The sequence below is a fragment of the Blautia sp. HCN-20427 genome, from assembly GCF_037890365.1.
In the GTDB taxonomy this organism is placed as follows: domain Bacteria; phylum Bacillota; class Clostridia; order Lachnospirales; family Lachnospiraceae; genus Blautia.
On the sequence record NZ_JBBKBX010000003.1, the window covers coordinates 1 to 18,536 of the forward strand.

Below are 18,536 nucleotides of genomic sequence, written 5' to 3' on the forward strand. Positions count from 1 at the left end.
AGAGAAATTGCTCTACACAGCACTGATTGCTTTTATCTGGTATGAAGGTGATGAAGAGGAAAAAAATCTGAATACCCTTCTGGATCTTTTGAATGAAAGCGAAACCCGTGAAGAGGATGAAACTTACCAGAATCCAGTGGATATGATGTTTCAGGAACTGGAAGAAAGAGATCCGCAGCACTTTGCGGTCAGACAGTATAAAAAATACAAAATGGCCGCCGGCAAAACTGCAAAATCGATTTTGATTTCCTGTGGAGCCAGACTTGCCCCATTTGACATCGCAGAGCTTCGTGAGATCATGTCTTATGATGAAATGGAACTGGATAAGATCGGTGACAGGAAAACAGCCTTGTTTCTGATTATGTCCGATACAGATACAACCTTCAACTTTGTGATTGCGATGCTGCAGTCACAGCTTTTCAATCTGCTTTGTGATAAGGCAGACGATGTATATGGAGGAAGACTTCCGGTGCATGTGCGTGTCATCGCTGATGAGTTTGCTAACATCGGGCAAATTCCTCAGTTTGACAAGCTGATTGCAACTATCCGAAGCAGGGAAATTTCTGCTTCTATTATTTTGCAGTCACAGAGTCAGCTAAAGGCAATGTATAAGGATAGTGCAGATACCATTCTGGGTAACTGTGATACTACACTATTTCTTGGTGGAAAAGAGAAAACTACCTTAAAGGAAATGAGTGAACTTCTGGGTAAGGAAACCATTGATCTGTATAACACTTCGGAAACGAGGAGCAATCAGAAGTCCTTTGGATTGAATTACCAGAAAACAGGCAAACAGCTGATGACAGAAGATGAGATTGCAGTCATGGATGGAGGAAAATGTATCCTGCAGATTCGTGGTGCCAGACCATTTTTCTCAGACAAATATGATATCACGAAACACAAAAATTATCGGTTTCTTGCAGATGAAAATGAGAAAAACCGATACAAAGTAGAAAAAGAGTTAAACCCGCAGTACACACCGAAACCCGAAGAAGAGGTGGAGGTAATTCAGGTGGAGCTGTCGGAGTAACCATGGGAATGAACGAAAAATAATGAGGAAAGGAATAACTGACATTAGGTGCGCCGGCTTTTTAGTCGGTGTTTTTTCATTCCCGTAAACACCTGAAAGAGGTCAGTTTTGGTGAATGTATATGGCATTTTTTAGCAGTGCAATTACAACTTTAAAAACTCTTGTAGTCGCAATCGGCGCAGGTCTTGGCGTGTGGGGTGTCGTAAACCTTCTGGAAGGATATGGAAATGACAATCCCGGCGCTAAGAGCCAGGGCATCAAACAGCTGATGGCTGGTGCCGGAATCATGCTGCTGGGAACTACCCTGATTCCACAGCTGGCAACATTGTTCTCTTAAGAGGAGTGGTAGATGAACACCATCATTGAGAGAATTACGGAAGCGATAAAGGATATCCTGATCGGGCTTATCAAGTCAAGTTTGGATAACATGTTCACGTCTGTCAATGAGCAGGTGGGAACCATAGCCGGGCAGGTGGGGCAGACACCGCAGGGATGGAATGCAGGGATTTTTAATCTGATTCAGAATATATCCCAAACGGTGATTGTCCCCATTGCGGGACTGATCATCACCTTTGTCCTGTGCTATGAATTGATCACGATGGTAACACAAAAAAACAATTTCCATGAATTTGAGACTTATAACATTTTCCTCTGGATCTTCAAAGCGTATGTAGCCATTTATCTGGTGACAAATACGTTCAATATCACGATGGCGGTCTTTGATGTTGGCCAGCATGTGGTCAACAATGCCGCCGGGGTGATATCAGGAAACACTGCGGTGGATGCAACAGAAGCAATTTCACGGATTGTGGATGCCCTGGAGGATATGGAGTTAGGGGATTTGTTCCTGCTATCCATGGAAACGATGTTAATCAGTGTTACCATGCACATTCTGTCAATTATCATTACGGTAATCTTGTACGGAAGAATGATAGAAATTTACCTTTATACTTCCATAGCACCAATTCCGTTTGCCACCATGACCAATAAGGAATGGGGTAATATCGGAAACAACTATTTAAAAGGCTTGTTCGCACTGGCATTTCAGGGATTCTTCATGATGGTTTGTGTGGGAATTTATGCAGTTTTAGTAAATGCAATGACCATATCCAGTGACCTTCATGCAGCAATGTTTTCAGTAGCGGCTTATACCGTGATTCTTGCATTTTCATTATTCAAGACCGGAAGCCTTAGCAAATCGATATTTAATGCCCACTAACGGGCAGGAAAGGAGCGCATACCATGGCGTATGTACCAGTACCAAAAGACCTTACCAAGGTCAAAACAAAAGTAGCGTTAAATCTGACAAAGCGGCAGCTGATTTTCTTTTCACTTGCCGCAGTTGTGGGAATTCCGTTTTATCTGTTCATGAGAAAACCAATTGGTTCCAGTATCGCAGCCATCCTGATGGTAACGATCATGCTTCCATTTTTCTTCATGGCAATGTATGAAAAAGACGGGCTTCCATTTGAAAAAGTGGTGGCAAATATCATTCGACAGAAGTTTATCTGTCCGGCGGTAAGACCATATAAGACAGAAAATTTTTATCAGGAGATTTCCACCCTTGTAAAAAAGGAGGGTGTGCCGGATGGCAAAAAAGACAAAGCAGGAGGCTCAGCAGGAGCGTCTGTCCCTGGCGGAAAAAAGAAACCGTCAGGAAAGAAGAAACAAAAAAAGCAGAAAAGAAAGAGAACAGGAAAAGCGTAGGAAGAAGCAGGAACGGGATCGTAGGAAACAGAAAAACATTCCTACAACTGCACAGCAGAGTATTCCGTATATTCGGATGCTGCAGGATGGTATCTGCCAGGTGACAAAGACCTTTTTCTCTAAGACAATTCAGTTTTATGACATCAACTATCAGCTTGCTTTAAATGAGGATAAGACCACGATATTTGAAAATTACTGTGATTTCTTAAATTACTTTGATTCTTCCATCAGTGTGCAGCTGTCCTTTATCAATCAGCAGGTGGATGTGGCAGAATTTGAAAAAAGTATTGATATTCCGGATCAGAACGATGACTTCAATGCCATTCGTGAAGAGTATCGTACTATGCTGAAAAATCAGCTTTCCAAAGGAAATAATGGTCTGGTGAAGACAAAGTATATTACTTTTGGAATCGAAGCAGAAAGCCTGAAGGCGGCAAGGCCAAGGCTTGAAAGAATCGAAACAGATATCTTAAATAACTTTAAGGTCCTGGGAGCACAGGCACATTCCTTGAATGGTTTGGAAAGGCTGGAGATTCTGTATCATGTGTTCAACCAGGATCGGATTGAACCATTTAAGTTCCAGTATAAGATGCTTCCAGAAACAGGATTAAAGACCAAAGATTTTATTGCACCGACTTCCTTTAACTTTTCCAAGAATCAGACATTTTTGATGGGAAGAACGATGGGAAGTGTGAGTTATCTGCAGATTTTGGCACCAGAGCTTACAGACCGGATGCTTGCAGACTTCCTGGATGTGGATGACAGCATCAATGTCAACATTCATATCCAGTCCATTGACCAGAGTTCTGCGATCAAGATGATCAAGAGTAAGATTTCAGATTTGGATAAGATGAAGATTGAAGAGCAGAAGCGAGCAGTACGTTCCGGTTATGATATGGATGTGCTTCCGTCGGACCTTGTGACTTATGGAGAAGAGGCGAAAAACCTGCTGGAAGATCTGCAGTCCAGAAATGAGAGAATGTTCCTCGTGACGGTTCTGGTAATGAATACCGCAAAGAAGCGTCAGAAGCTGGATAACAATATTTTCCAGGTGCAGGGAATCGCACAGAAATATAACTGTTCCTTAAAACAGCTGGATTATCAGCAGGAAGCAGCACTCATGTCCTGTATTCCGCTGGGAGTCAATCGGATTGAAATTCAAAGAGGGCTTACCACATCTTCAACAGCGATCTTCGTGCCGTTTACGACACAGGAACTGTTTCAGGAAGGGGAGGCTCTTTATTATGGACTGAATGCATTATCCAACAACATGATTATGGTTGATCGGAAACGTCTGAAGAACCCGAATGGACTGATTCTTGGTACACCAGGTTCCGGTAAGTCCTTCTCAGCAAAGAGAGAAATTACAAACTGCTTCCTGATCACAGAAGATGATATCATCGTCTGCGATCCAGAAGCCGAATATTCGGCACTTGTGCAGGCACTGCACGGACAGGTGGTACGGGTTTCTCCGGTATCTGACCAGTATATCAATCCAATGGATCTGAACCTGAACTATTCCGAGGAAGATAATCCACTGTCATTGAAAGCAGATTTTATTCTGTCTTTGTGTGAGCTGATTGTTGGAGGAAAGAATGGACTGGAGCCGGTAGAAAAGACCATCATTGACCGTTGTGTGCGGTTAGTATATCAGGAATATCTTGCCGATCCAGTACCGGAGAAGATGCCAATCCTGGAGGATTTATATAACCTTCTGAGAAAACAGGAAGAGCCGGAAGCACAGCGTCTTGCAACTTCATTGGAGATTTATGTTACAGGCTCCCTGAATGTATTTAATCATCGCACAAATGTAGATATCAACAATCGTATCGTTTGTTTTGATATCAAAGAGCTTGGAAAACAGCTGAAAAAGATCGGGATGTTGATTGTGCAGGACCAGGTATGGAACCGAGTGACTATCAATCGTTCCGCTCATAAATCTACCCGTTACTATGTGGATGAATTCCATCTTCTATTAAAAGAAGAGCAGACAGCAGCTTACAGTGTGGAAATTTGGAAGAGGTTCCGTAAATGGGGAGGTATTCCAACTGGTGAACTGGTTTGTTACTTGTTGGTCGCTTAAAGTGCAAACTATCGCCGTTCTGACTGAAACCGGCAAGTAAGTCAGAAGTATCAATGCGGAAAAAAACGGGAAAGGGGTAGCGACCTAATCCGAGTGGAAGGCTATTCATAATAGAATAGCCACACGCAACGCATAGAGCTTGAACCTGCATAAGCAGAATATAACAGCTCCAAGAGGCCGCATTGCCAGCCGGTACGATATAATCGTGGTAAAAAGATATGCTATGCTGAGCGTGAAATGACACGCTGATGAAAATGGGCGAAAGCCCCAGAGAGGTGGATAAAAAGCCGCCTGATAATAACAATCAGATAACACAGAATATCAAAGATTTATTGGCTTCCAGGGAAATCGAGAATATTTTTGAAAACTCTGATTTCATTTATATGCTCAACCAGGCTTCCGGAGACAGGAAGATTCTGGCAAAACAGCTGAATATCTCACCAACCCAGCTGTCCTATGTAACCAACAGTAATGAGGGGGAAGGACTTCTGTTCTATGGAAATGTCATTATCCCATTCGTAGACAGATTCCCGAAGAATTCCCTCTATAAAATCATGACAACCCGCTTGGAGGAAACTTCTGAAGCAGGGTAAATCAAAGGAGAAAACAATGTTACGAGCAATTTCATATGTATTAACTTTTAGTGGCGGTGCTGTTTTTGGCATCGCTTTTCTCTGCTTATTACAGGCAGGGAAAGGGTATCCGAAGAAGGAGGAGTAAGTAGTGGCAGAACAGAGAATGAAAGTCAGGGACAAGAAAGTCCAAAAGATGACCAAGGATGGTCTGGTGGAAGAAAACCTGACGGATAAATCTTCTGTTCGTGTCAGTAACCGTGCCAGTGATGTGCAGATGGGAGGAAAACAGGGGGAAAAAGAATTAAGCCTTGTGGATAAGTCTTCCCGCCAGTCTGAACGGAGTGGGAAAAATATTCGTCCCTCTGTGCAAAAATCCAGAGATGCACCGGAACTGATACGGACAGAGAAGCAAAGTGAGGATTTTGGACAAAATAGAAAGCAGCAAAACCGGAAAAGGATTCGTGCTGAAGTCGGAAAAGAATCCAGACTTGCAGAAAAATATGAATCCGGACAGTTAGGGAGACTGAAAGAAAAACGTGTTGATCTATCAGAAAACCGAGGAGACAGCCGGAGAAATCAGACCGGCGGCAGCAAAAAGCCAAAACAAAAACAGCGTTTGAAGTTTGCTTATGAGGAAACTGGTGCTTCTGTGAAAAATGACAAAAATATGGAGAAATTGAACCAGATGGATACGGATGGAGTCAATTTCCGCCATCAAAAACAGAAGGAAAAAGCCAAAAAGTTTTCTTATGAGGAAGCCAAAAAGAAAAAGGAAGCTAAGCAGCATTCCAAGAAGGCACAGGTCTATCGGGCAAATGAAGGGGAAACTCCTGGAAAGAAGAAATCCCGCCTGAAGTTTGGCGAAGGGGAATCTGTAAAAACAGAAAAAGCTTTTGTTGTCAAGAAAGCAGGAAGTGCAACTTCCGCAGCATTGCATCGTGAGATCAGTAAAAATGAAGACGACAATGCGGCAGTGGAAGGTGCCCATAAGTTGGAAGAAGGCGGCGAAGGTATTTACCGGCTGGAACAGAGAAGTGCCAGACGCAGGAAACAGAGGGCATCCAGAAAGAGAAGCAGACTGGAGAGACAGAAAGAGAAACAGACACAGGCGGCAGCCCGTCAGGAGCAGAAGAAACTAAAAAAACAGATTCAGAAGCAACAGATCAAACGGGATTATGCCAAAGCGAAGCGAAGTGAACAGATAGTAGGAACAGCTGCAAAAGGTACGATTGATTATATTAAGAAGATTGGCGGCAAAGTCACTAACTTCTTTAAAGAAAACCGGAAGGTGTATATCAGTGTAGCAGTTCTGATCGGATTGATGTTTCTAATCATAACAAATATCACATCATGCTCTGCGGTGTTTTTACAAAATGTGATCACTTACACGGGAACCAGTTATCTGTCATCAGATCAGGCAATTAGGGAAGCAGAATTGTATTATACACAGCTGGAAGCTAATCTGCAGGAGCGGATCAACAACATGGAATCTGAAGAACCGGGACATGAGGAATATCGATATAACATCGGACCTATTGAGCATGATCCGTTTATCCTGATCAGTTATCTGTCAGCAAAGTATGAAGAGTTTACCTTTGAACAGGTCAAGCCGGAACTGGATGCTCTTTTTGCATTGCAGTATCAGTTAGAAACAGAAGCAGTCAATGAGACTGTGACAGAGACAGCAACTGTAAGAGTTGGAGAATCTTTGGGACAAGTAGTGACCAGTGGATATTGTAACTGTCCGATCTGTTGTGGTATTTGGAGCGGAGGACCGACTGCCAGTGGAGCATATCCAACAGCCAATCATACCTTAGCAGTAGATGCTTCCAATCCGTTTGTTCCAATGGGGACAAAGGTGGTAATGAATGGTGTCGAATATACGGTAGAAGATACCGGAGCTTTCGCAAGATACGGTGTACAGTTTGATGTCTATTATGACAGTCATGCGGCAGCATCTGCACATGGACATCAAACATGGGAATGTTATCTGGCAGATGATAATGGAAGCAATGAAGTGGAAGTGACCAGGACAAGAGATGTAGATGTGCTGAATGTCACCTTAAATAGTGGAAACCTGATGTCAATCTGTCAGGACAGGCTGGGATTTTTCCAGAAAGAACTGTTCAGTGCCTACAACGATACAAAAGGCAATTTACAGATGTTTGCAACACCGGTTGATTTTAACTGGTATTCCAGTGTGACCAGCTATTATGGATACAGGATTCATCCAATATCAGGAGCAAATCAGCTTCATAATGGTATGGATATTGGTGCACCGGAAGGAACAAAAGTGATGGCAGGACTGACTGGAACTGTTACGACTTCTGGTTATAATGACAGCTATGGAAATTACGTCATTATCAAAGACAGCAAAGGTTATGAGCTTCGCTATGCACACCTTAGCAGCCGGAGCGTATCTGCAGGAGCATCTGTTAGCAAAGGTGATGAAATTGGTCTGGTAGGAAACACTGGAAATTCGACAGGAAGCCATCTTCATATTGAACTGTTAAAAAATGGAGAACGGTTGAACCCGATCTTTTATCTGGAAACAGGAGAAGGTTCCAGTTTTGGCGGCAATGAATACACCAGTGAAGCGGCACAGCGATTACTAGAAGAAGCGGCAAAATATCTCGGAACACCGTATGTGTGGGGTGGATATTCCCCAAGTGGATTCGATTGTTCCGGATTTGTAAGCTACTGTCTGACAAACTCTGGTGTAAGGAATACAGGAAGACTAACAGCACAGGGACTGTACAACATTTGTACACCAGTATCCCAGTCGGAGGCACAGCCGGGAGATTTGATTTTCTTTACTGGAACTTACGACGCAGGGGAGCCGGTAACGCATATCGGAATCTATGTAGGCAATGGTCAGATGATCCATTGTGGGCATCCGGTGCAGTATACGTCCATCAACTCTCCATACTGGCAGAGTCATTTCTATGGATTCGGACGATGGTAAGGAAAAGGGCGGTGTAACAGCCGTCCGGAAAGGAGAAGCGATGAAAAGTCTTGAAAAAGCAACGGCAGATTATGAGAAAGCCAAGGAAAAAATGGAAGCCTCCAAAGCCAGATATGAAGCAGATTTAAAGCGGTTCAAGGCTGCGGAAATTGCAAAAACAGAAGCGGAAAATCTGGAAATTGTAAGAATTATCCGTGCAATGGATATGAGCATTCCGGAATTGGAAGCTTTCAAAAAGAGAATGAAAAATGAACTGCCCGGCAGGGTAGAAATACAGAAGGAGGAAACAAAAGCCGATGATGAATCTGGAAAAAATGAAACAGAAGAAGAGAACAATTACTAAAAGCAGGGTAAAAAAGAGCTTGCTTGCAGCAACGACATTTCTTTGCCTGACAACACCTTTGCTCCAGACACAGACTGCTTATGCAGCTGAGAATACTACACCTGCAATCACGATTGAGAAGCCGGATGGCTGGAAACAGGGAGAAACAACCATTGCTGTTACGGTAGATGCCAGCCATATGCCGGAAGGTTTCTCTATAGCAAAGATTGAAGCAAAAGCAGGAAAAGATGGAAGCTGGCAGGATGTAACAGGAAGTGGAAGTATCACGATCACTGGAAATCAGACAGTGTACGTGCGGGTGACTGATGGTGAGGGGAAGGTCTATGAGCAGAATCGCTCTATTAAGTGTTATGACACGGAAAAGCCGACACTCTCTGCTTCCCTGACAGATGGTGTGCTGACGATTCAGGGGAATGATACAGTATCCGGGATTACTGCAGTAACAGTCAATGGCACCACTTATACAGATCTGAAGGATGGAATGCTGAGAGTGCAACTGACACAGAAAGATTTTACAACAAAACAGATTGAAATCACGGTAACGGATGGTGCCGGAAATACTTCTGAGAAATATGTACTGCAGAATCCTTATTATGAATGGGCAAAGAAGCAGGCAGAGAAACAGAAAACCTCCAGTGACAGTAATGGCGTAATGGCAACTACGACCAGTGCAGATGAAACTGGGACTGAGAAAACAACGACTTCACCACTTCCGCAGGATGCACAGGCTTCTGAGCCAACAGATGCAAAAGGAACCGTGGATGATCGGACAGTGACAGGTATCGAGGAACAGCTTAATAAAGAAGGTGAGACAGCAGATTCTGTTACTAAAACAGCTACAGAAGGCACAAAAGAGTTTTATACCATTTCAACTAAGAGTGGTAAGATTTTCTATCTGATTATTGATAATTCAAAATCTCAGGATAATGTGTATTTCCTTACCGAAGTCAGTGAGAAAGATCTGATGAACTTCACGCTTTCTGATTCAGTGACACTTCCGGAAGTAGATACTGTTTATGCAGAACCAGAGAAAAAAGCGGAGGAAGAAAAGACGGAAACGACAGAGACAGCCGAGAAAGATAAGGTAGAGGATGATATTCAGATGCCTGAAGATAAAAGTCCATTTGGAACGTATCTTCTGATTGCACTGGTAGCAGTCGGAGCTGCGGCAGGAGGATATTACTTCAAAGTCTATAAACCGAAGCATGAATATGATGACGAGGATGAGATGGAAGAGGATGAAGAGGAATCCGAAGATTCAGAGTCTGAAAAGCGGGAAGTAGACGATGCAGATGAGCAGGAAGAAAGTACAGAACCGGAAATCCTGAGAGATGAAGATTTTGACGATAATGTGCTGGAAGATGAAGAAGAGGAGCAGGAGTAAATGAAATTAGTGATTGCAGAAAAGCCATCGGTTGCGATGGCACTGGCTTCCGTGCTTGGAGCCAGAACAAGAAAAGATGGCTACGTGGAGGGAAACGGTTATATCGTTTCCTGGTGCGTAGGACATCTGGTTGGATTATGTGATGCATCGGAATACGATGAAAAATATAAAAAATGGAGATATGAAGATCTGCCGATTGTGCCGGAATGTTGGAAACACAAGATTTTGGAGGGCACAAAAAAGCAGTTCGGAATCTTAAAGAAACTGATGAGAGATTCCAAAGTAGATGAAGTGATCTGTGCAACTGATGCAGGACGTGAAGGTGAGCTGATCTTCCGTCTGGTGTATGAGCAGGCAGGATGTAAAAAGCCGATGAAGCGACTCTGGATCTCTTCCATGGAAGAACAGGCAATTAAAGATGGATTTTCGTCATTAAAAGACGGTTCGCGTTATGACAGTCTCTATCAGTCAGCACTTTGCAGGGCAAAGGCAGACTGGCTGGTGGGAATCAATGCGAGCCGTCTTTTTTCCGTTCTGTATAACCAGAATCTGAAAGTTGGAAGAGTACAGACACCAACACTTGCCATGATTGTGGATCGAAATCAGAAGATCAAGGAATTTACCAAAGAAAAATATTATATGGCTCATATCAAGTTTGACGATATGGATGCGGTCACAGAGCATTTTCAGAAAAAAGAAGATGCAGATAAAGTGGCTGCAGAGTGTCAGGAGCGTATGTGCGAAGTGGAGAAGGATGATGTGAAAGAGAAAACGGTCCGCCCTCCAAAACTCTATGATTTGACCACCCTGCAGAGGGAAGCTAACAGAATGTTTGGCTATACCGCACAGCAGACATTGGATGCTGTGCAGGAGATGTATGAGCAGAAGCTTGTCACTTATCCGAGAACAGACAGCCAGTATCTGACAGATGAGATGGGAGAAAGCACAGAAACTCTGATTCAGATGTTATTTGGGAAAATGCCTTATGCTGAAGGTCTGGAATATCAACTGGACGTGAGTAAGGTATTAAATTCAAAGAAAGTATCCGATCACCATGCGATTATCCCAACCATGGAAGTAGCCAAAGCAGATATTGGTGAACTGAAAGAACGAAGCCGCAAGATTTTGTATTTGATCAGTGCCAGGGTTCTGACAGCAACTGCAGAGCCTTATATTTATGAGAGTCATAAATGTCAGATTACCTGCAATTATCATACGTTTTATCTCAATGCAAAGAAAACAAAACAGGAAGGGTTCAAGACAATTGAGAAAAAACTGAAACAGTTCTTTGGAATCATTGCAGAAAAAGAAGAGCCGGAGTTGGATATCTGGGCAGGCAAGCATTATGGTCCCTGTGATTCTTTTGTATCGGAGCATTTTACACAGCCACCGAAACAGTACACAGAAGATACCCTGCTTTCTGCGATGGAACGTGCAGGGAATGAAGAGCTGACCGAAGATACAGAAAAGAAAGGACTTGGTACTCCTGCAACAAGGGCAGCAATCATTGAAAAACTGATTCAGTCTGGCTTTGTGAAAAGGGAAAAGAAAAATCTGGTGCCGACAGATGATGGAAATGTGCTGATTACGGTTCTACCGGATGAGATTAAATCTCCGAAGATGACCGCAGAGTGGGAAATGGCATTGAATCATATTGCCCAGAATACAGAGACAGCAGATGAATTCCTAAATGGGATTACAGAGCTGATGCAGGAACTGGTTGCCAGATATCAGGGGATTTCAGAAGAGAAGAAAAATCAGTTTCAGGGAAAGGCAAAAGGAGAAGTCATTGGCAAATGTCCCCGCTGTGGAGCAGATGTCAGGGAAGGGAAAGTAAACTTTTACTGTTCTGACCGGAACTGTGCTTTTACCTTATGGAAGAATGATAAATTTCTTGCAAGCCAAGGGAAAAAGATGGATAAGGCGACAGCAAAGAAGTTCCTGTCTAAAGGAAAAATCCATTATAAGGATCTGGTATCAAGAAAAACAGGGAGACAGTATGAAGCAACTGTGGAGATGGTCGATCCCGGTGAGGGAAATGTACAGTTCAATCTGATTTTTCCACAACGATAAGTAGTGTATTGCAGGCAGTCTAAGGACTGTCTGTTTTAATACAAATATATGAAAGAGAGGACCTTAGCATGAAGAAAAAAGGTAATTTTAGAAAAGTAGTATCTGGCTTGCTGGCAGGCATGACAATGCTTAGTACAGTGTTATCTCCGATGACAGCATATGCAGCGGAGATCCAGCCAGAGGAAAAACCGCCACTTTATGAGGAAGTGAAAGACCTTCTGGATGAAGATGAGGTAGTGACTGCCAAAGATTATGAAATGGAAGCTGGCAGTGTATTTGATGTGAAATCGGATTATACCGGACTGGAAATCAAGGATGATAACAAGGTAAAAGTCACATTTGAGGAAGCAAAGAATGACAAGGATGAGGATTTTACGACAGATCATGCGGACACTTACAAAGCGGTCTATTATGTGGAACCGGTAAATCAGGAGCATCCGAAGTACCAGATCAGCCGAAAACTGATTGTGCGTGAGAAAGCAACTGAAGCTCAGACAGAGGTGGCAGGGAGTGAAGCAGTGACCGAATCCGAAACAGCTGTAAGTGAGCAGCAGACAGAGGAAGCGGAGGATTCCGAAGCAGACTCGGAGGTTACCGATATTGACGCTGATGAATTTGATGATTTGGTAGAGCAGGCACAGAATCAGGATACCTATGATGAAGAATCAGGGTTAGAGCTTCATGATGTTTTGGAACAGGCAGGAGACGAAGGTGTGGATCTTGAGGCTATGGAAGAGGGAGAGATTGCAACATTTGAAGCAGTTTCGGCTTATTCAGCAAGAAGTACACAGCAGGTAACAATTGAAAAAGGACCACTGTATAGATATGCAGATTATAATCTTGGAACCTATCTGACAGAGCCGTACTATATCAGCTACGGAAGCGTCAGAGCAACTGCGTATTGTGTACAGCCAGCAAAGCCTGGACCTGGATCTGGAAATTATACAATTACAAAGATTGGAGACAATCAGGCGTTAACAAAAGTGTGTTATTACGGTACAGATGCCGCAGGAAGTGAAAGCTTTTTTGCGAATAAACACACGGATTTTTCAGAAGGAAAAAGATTCATCATTATTCACATGGCTGCATCATATGCCAACGGAAGTAGTGATGCATTTTACGGAACAAATGCTACAGGAGAGGCTTTGGCAAAAGAACTCTATAATTATTGTGTGAATAAGCCGGAAATACCAGATGTAGCGATGTCATTTTCAAAGCCGGATGTAAAAGCTTATGTAGATGGAAATGTTCAGAGAACGGAGAACATTCAGTTCAACGCATCTTCCCAGCAGAAAATCACAATGGACTTACCAAAAGGAGTAAAGCTCCATAATGTATCTACTGGAAATGTAAGTGCGGCAGGTGCAAGCGTAACAATTGGAGGAGGAACCACGTTTTATCTTTCTGCGCCTCTGACACAGACAAAAGATGTAAATGCTACTTTTTCTGCAAAAATGAAGGGAAGTATTACAAAAGATTACTCAGCATATAAACTGACTACGAATGCAAGTGTTCAGGATTTGGCATTTGTATTTGGAGAAGGTGTTGCTGATGAAAAATATGTAAGCTTAAAGGTGTCCTGGATTGAACAGGCTAAGATCGAAATCGTAAAGAAAGACGATACAGCGGATGTCAATCTTGCAGGTGCAGTATTCGGTGTATACAGCGATGAGGCTTGTACAAAGCTGATCACTCAGATGCCGGCAACGGATAAGAATGGAAAATCTTCTGTTACGATCATCAAGACACAGGATACCGTTTATCTGAAAGAAATCACAGCACCACAGGGATATGTAGTAAATGCAACGGCAACAAATGTAAAACTGGTAGCAAGTAAGACCTCAGCTGTAACCGTGGAAAATAAGGAACAGCTGGCAGAGCTTACCATTTACAAAGAAGGACAGGTTCTGACCGGAGCAGATGTCAGTGAAAATGGAACGGTATTTCAGTATGAAAACCGCAGACAGAAAAATGCAGTGTATAACGTGTATGCCGGGGCAGATATCGTAACAGCTTATGGCACAAAAGTGTACAGCAAAGGTGACCTTGTAAAAGAAAATCTGACAACAGGTGAGAATGGTTCTGTCACACTGAAAAACCTGCATCTTGGAACCTACGTGGTAAAAGAAACAAAAGCACCGGACTCCTTCTATAACGGCAGCGAAGAAAAGTCAGTGACTCTAACTTATGCTGGTCAGAACAAAGAAGTTGTATTTGCAGATGTGACTTTTAACAACGAGAGACAGAAAGCAGATGTTTCCGTAGTAAAAAAGGATAAAGACACCAAGAAACCACTGAAAGGCGGTATTTTTGCTATGTATGTATCCGATGATATCAGAAATGCAGACGGAACCGTTGTTGTGAAAAAAGGAACACTGATTGAGAAAGCAACTACTGGAGCAGATGGAACTGCAAAATTTACAGCAGATCTTCCGATTGGATATTCCTATTCTGTAAAAGAAGATCAGGCGCCGGAAGGCTATGTAAGAAATACAGAAGATGTGTATACGTTCAAGTTTTCTTACACCAATGATAAAGAAGCAACCGTATCATTTGCCCATACCTTCAGCAATGACCGTGTGACAGCAAAGATCAATTTATTCAAAGTTGATAAAGAAACAGGAAAAGCAGTACCACAGGGAGATGCCACACTGAAAGGTGCAGTTTATGGTCTGTATGCCCGTGAAGATATCGTGCATCCGGATGGAGCAACTGGAACTATTTATAAAGCAGGAGAACAGGTGGCTTCTCTTACAACAGATGACAAAGGACAGTCTTCTGTAAATGGCTTATATCTTGGCAAATATTATGTCAAAGAGATTACTCCGCCGATTGGATACCTGACAGATACAGAAGAGCATGATCTTACCTGCAGTTATGAAGGAGATATGACAGCAGAAGTAAAAAGAGAGTGCACTTCCAGTGAGCAGGTCATCAAGCAGCCATTCCAGATCATCAAAGCAGCCAACAATGGAAAGACAGATGCAGATCTGTTATCCGGAGCTGGATTTACAGTTTATCTGAAATCTTCCCTTACAAAGAAAGCAGATGGAAGCTATGATTTTGATTCTGCCAAACCAGTAGTGAGTGGAGAAAATGGAGCAACGGAGATTTTCACAGATGACAAAGGATATGCCTGCAGTATTCCATTACCATTTGGAAGCTATATCGTGCGTGAAACTACAACACCGCACAATTACAAGCCGATCGATGATTTTGAAGTGAATATCACGGAGCATCATCCAAATGAGCCGCAGATCTGGCGTGTGCTTCTGGATGAAGAGTTTAAGGCAAAACTGAAAATCGTGAAAAAAGACGATGAAACAAAAAAATCCGTCCTGATTGCAGGAACAGAATTCAAAGTGTACGACCTTGACAACAAAAAGTACGTGGAACAGGTAACAACTTACCCAGTGACAACCACTCACAAGTCCTATTTTACGGACAGTCAGGGATATCTGATCATGCCGAAGAATCTGAAAATCGGACATTACCGGATTGAGGAAGTCAATGCACCGGAAGGGTACACAATCAACAAGAACTATGTAGAGATTACAGTGGATGCAAACACAGCATACCAGATGGATTCTGAGAGCGGAGATGCCATTATTACGGTAGATTACGAGAACCATCCAGTAAAAGGAAAGCTGAAAATCTATAAAAAAGGTGAGATGCTGACCGGATTTAAAAAGGATTTTGTTTATGAAGAAAGATACCTGAAGGGTGCGGAATTTAATGTCTATGCAGCTGAAAATATCTATACACCGGATTATCAGAAAGATGAAAACGGAAACAGGCAGCTGATCTATGCGAAGGATGCACTGGTAACAACTGTTACGACCGGGGAAGACGGAAAAGCAGTTGCAGAGAATCTGCCGCTTGGTTCGTACTATGTGGTAGAAAAGATTGCACCGGAAGGATTCGTTCTAAACCATGATAGATCAGAAGTCGCATTTGTCTATGCCGATCAGGATACACCTGTGATTGAACAGGAAGTGACTGTTGGCGATGACCGACAGAAAGTTGCAATCCAGGTAGAAAAACAGGATGCAGAGAATGGTGCAACCGTAGCAGGGGCTGTCTTTGGTATCTATAACAAAGAGGATATCAAGGCAGATGGAAAAGTGATTGTGAAAGCAGATACACTCTTACAGAAAATGACTTCTGATAATGATGGTCTTGCAGTATGTACGCTGGATCTGCCACTTGGACAGTATTATGTGAAAGAGTTAAAAGCACCGGCTGGATTTGTATCCTCTGATGAAGTGCTGAATCTGGATGCTTATTATCGGGGACAGGATGTGAAGACAGTAAAACTGAAAACTGTGAAAAAGAACCAGCCAACAACAGTTGAAATCACAAAATCTGATGTAACAACAGGTGTGGAACTGGATGGGGCAAAACTCACCGTTCTCGATAAAGAAGGAAATGCTGTGGATCAGTGGACTTCTGTAAAAGATCAGCCACATGTGATCAAACGACTGACAGTTGGTGAGGAATACACCCTTCGTGAGGAAATGGCACCTTATGGTTATTTGAAAGCAACGGATGTGAAGTTCACGCTGGAAGATACCGCAGAGATTCAGAAAGTAGAGATGAAAGATGAAGTTCCAACAGGACTTCTGATCATTAACAAAAATGGAGAGTTTTTGGATAAAGTGACACTTCTGGACAATGTAAAAGGTACTGTGGAGCATCTCTTTGAGTATGTAACCGGAAGCCTTTCAAATGTAACTTTCGATGTATTTGCTGCGGAAGATATCAAAGCGGCAGATGGTGTCAGCGAAGATTATTTCAAAGCAGATGAAAAAGTGGGAACCATTACTACGGATTCCAATGGTATTGCACAGATGGGAGATCTACCGGCTGGCAAGTACTATGTGAAGGAAGTAAAAACTGCCCATGGTTATATGCTGGACGGAGAGCCGAGATATGTTGATCTTTCCTACCGTGATCAGGACACACCAGTCATTACTTATGATGAGAAATGGCAGAATGCCCGTCAGAAAGTAAAGGTTACGGTTGTGAAGAAAGAAAAAGATACAGACCGTGTCCTTGCAGGTGGTGTCTTCGGTCTTTATACCAGTGAAGATATCAAAAATGTAAAGGGCGAGGTACTCCTTGAGAAAGACAGTCTGATCGAGCAGCGAGTAACGGATGAAAAAGGACAGATTACTTTTACGGCAGATCTTCCGGTAGATGGAAAATACTATGTGAAAGAAATCTTTGCGCCGGACGGATTTGTTACAACAGAAGAAGTACAGGAATTTACCTTTGAATATGCCGGAGAAGACCAGGCAGAAGTAAGCTACGACTTTACTTTTGAAAATCAGCCAACCACAGTGGAGCTGTCCAAAACAGACCTGACAACAGGTAAAGAACTTCCAGGTGCACACCTGAAAGTAACGGATTCAGATGGCAATACAGTAGATGAATGGACTTCTACGGAAGAATCCCATGTGATCAAAGAACTGGTTGTTGGTAAGAAATACACCATGACAGAGACAAAACCGGCAGATGGATATGTCACTGCAGAAAGTATTACTTTCACAGTAGAGAATACAGCAGAGGTTCAGAAGCATGAGATGAAAGATGATGTGACAAAAGTAGAGATCAGTAAGACTGATATCACAGGAGAAACTGAGATTCCAGGTGCGAAACTGACGATTCTCGATAAGGATGATCAGGTAGTAGAGAGCTGGACTTCCACAGAGGAAGCACACTATATCGAAAAACTGCCAATCGGTAAATATACCTTACGTGAAGAGCAGGCACCGAAAGGATATCTTCTGACAGCCGATGTGACATTTGAGGTGAAAGATAACGGAGAAATCCAGAAAGTGGCTATGAAAGATGATACTGCCAAGGGAAAAGTGATTCTCAATAAGACAGATAAATCATCAGGAGAACCGCTGAAAGGGGTAGAATTTGAACTCCGTGACAGTAAAGGAAAAGTTCTGGAAACCTTAAAGACAGATGCTGCCGGTCATGCAGAAAGCAAGCTGTATGAGATTGCCACATTTAAGAATGGCAAATATGATACCGCTATCAAGTATTATCTGGTGGAAACAAAAACACTGGATGGATACACACTGGATCAGACCAAGCATGAAGTGACATTCGCCTATGCAGATGACAGTACGCCGGTTGTAGAAGTCACTTTTAATCTGACAAATGAGAAACCGGAAGTTCCAGAAACACCGAACACACCGGAGACACCACAGTCCCATGAAGAGACGAAGGTATCAAACGCACCGAAAACAGGTGACAGCACAAATATCTGGCTGCCGATCCTTCTTCTGGTAATCTCCACAGGAGGTATGGCAGGACTTTATATCAGAAAAAAGAAAAACAGAAAATAGTAAAGTAATTAATT

Annotated in this window: 10 protein-coding genes and 2 pseudogenes; all 12 read left to right on the forward strand. The window is 42.8% G+C overall.

Annotation, left to right across the window (positions count from 1 at the left end; all coding sequences use genetic code 11):
- Positions 1–1,030: VirD4-like conjugal transfer protein, CD1115 family (locus WKT17_RS02055; RefSeq protein WP_340271810.1), on the forward strand; the 1,030-nt coding region annotated here is incomplete at its 5' end.
- A 121-nt stretch (positions 1,031–1,151) separates the two neighbouring features.
- Positions 1,152–1,367 carry a Maff2 family mobile element protein gene (locus tag WKT17_RS02060; RefSeq protein ID WP_017144663.1) on the forward strand — a complete coding sequence of 72 codons (216 nt, stop codon included), beginning with the start codon at positions 1,152–1,154 and terminating at the stop codon, positions 1,365–1,367.
- A gap of 12 nt (positions 1,368–1,379) precedes the next feature.
- A complete protein-coding gene (locus WKT17_RS02065) occupies positions 1,380–2,249 on the forward strand; it encodes a VirB6/TrbL-like conjugal transfer protein, CD1112 family (RefSeq protein ID WP_015524554.1) in 870 nt (289 codons plus the stop codon).
- A gap of 23 nt (positions 2,250–2,272) precedes the next feature.
- On the forward strand, positions 2,273–2,737 hold the full coding sequence (locus WKT17_RS02070; RefSeq protein WP_012744297.1) for a PrgI family protein: 465 nt from the start codon (positions 2,273–2,275) through the stop codon (positions 2,735–2,737).
- A pseudogene (locus tag WKT17_RS02075) lies at positions 2,619–4,790 on the forward strand (VirB4-like conjugal transfer ATPase, CD1110 family); the annotation flags it as partial. The gene WKT17_RS02070 and the pseudogene WKT17_RS02075, both read left to right, overlap by 119 nt.
- A gap of 338 nt (positions 4,791–5,128) precedes the next feature.
- A pseudogene (locus WKT17_RS02080) lies at positions 5,129–5,413 on the forward strand (hypothetical protein); the annotation flags it as partial.
- 16 nt (positions 5,414–5,429) lie between these two features.
- Complete coding sequence (locus WKT17_RS02085; protein WP_008688066.1) at positions 5,430–5,540, forward strand: hypothetical protein; 111 nt, start codon at positions 5,430–5,432, stop codon at positions 5,538–5,540.
- 18 nt (positions 5,541–5,558) lie between these two features.
- A complete protein-coding gene (locus tag WKT17_RS02090) occupies positions 5,559–8,360 on the forward strand; it encodes a CD1108 family mobile element protein (protein ID WP_340271840.1) in 2,802 nt (933 codons plus the stop codon).
- Positions 8,341–8,703 (forward strand): DUF4315 family protein, encoded by a 363-nt coding sequence (locus tag WKT17_RS02095; RefSeq protein WP_243867719.1) that lies wholly within the window; start codon positions 8,341–8,343, stop codon positions 8,701–8,703. Before WKT17_RS02090 ends, WKT17_RS02095 begins: the two co-directional genes overlap by 20 nt.
- On the forward strand, positions 8,657–10,087 hold the full coding sequence (locus tag WKT17_RS02100) for a CD1107 family mobile element protein (RefSeq protein WP_330514744.1): 1,431 nt from the start codon (positions 8,657–8,659) through the stop codon (positions 10,085–10,087). The genes WKT17_RS02095 and WKT17_RS02100 overlap by 47 nt, the downstream gene beginning before the upstream one ends.
- Positions 10,088–12,160, forward strand: coding sequence for a DNA topoisomerase 3 (locus WKT17_RS02105; RefSeq protein ID WP_340271813.1), 2,073 nt, complete (start codon positions 10,088–10,090; stop codon positions 12,158–12,160).
- 68 nt (positions 12,161–12,228) lie between these two features.
- Positions 12,229–18,522: a SpaA isopeptide-forming pilin-related protein gene (locus WKT17_RS02110; RefSeq protein WP_340271815.1), complete on the forward strand. Its 6,294-nt coding sequence runs from the start codon at positions 12,229–12,231 to the stop codon at positions 18,520–18,522.
- Positions 18,523–18,536 lie beyond the last annotated feature (14 nt).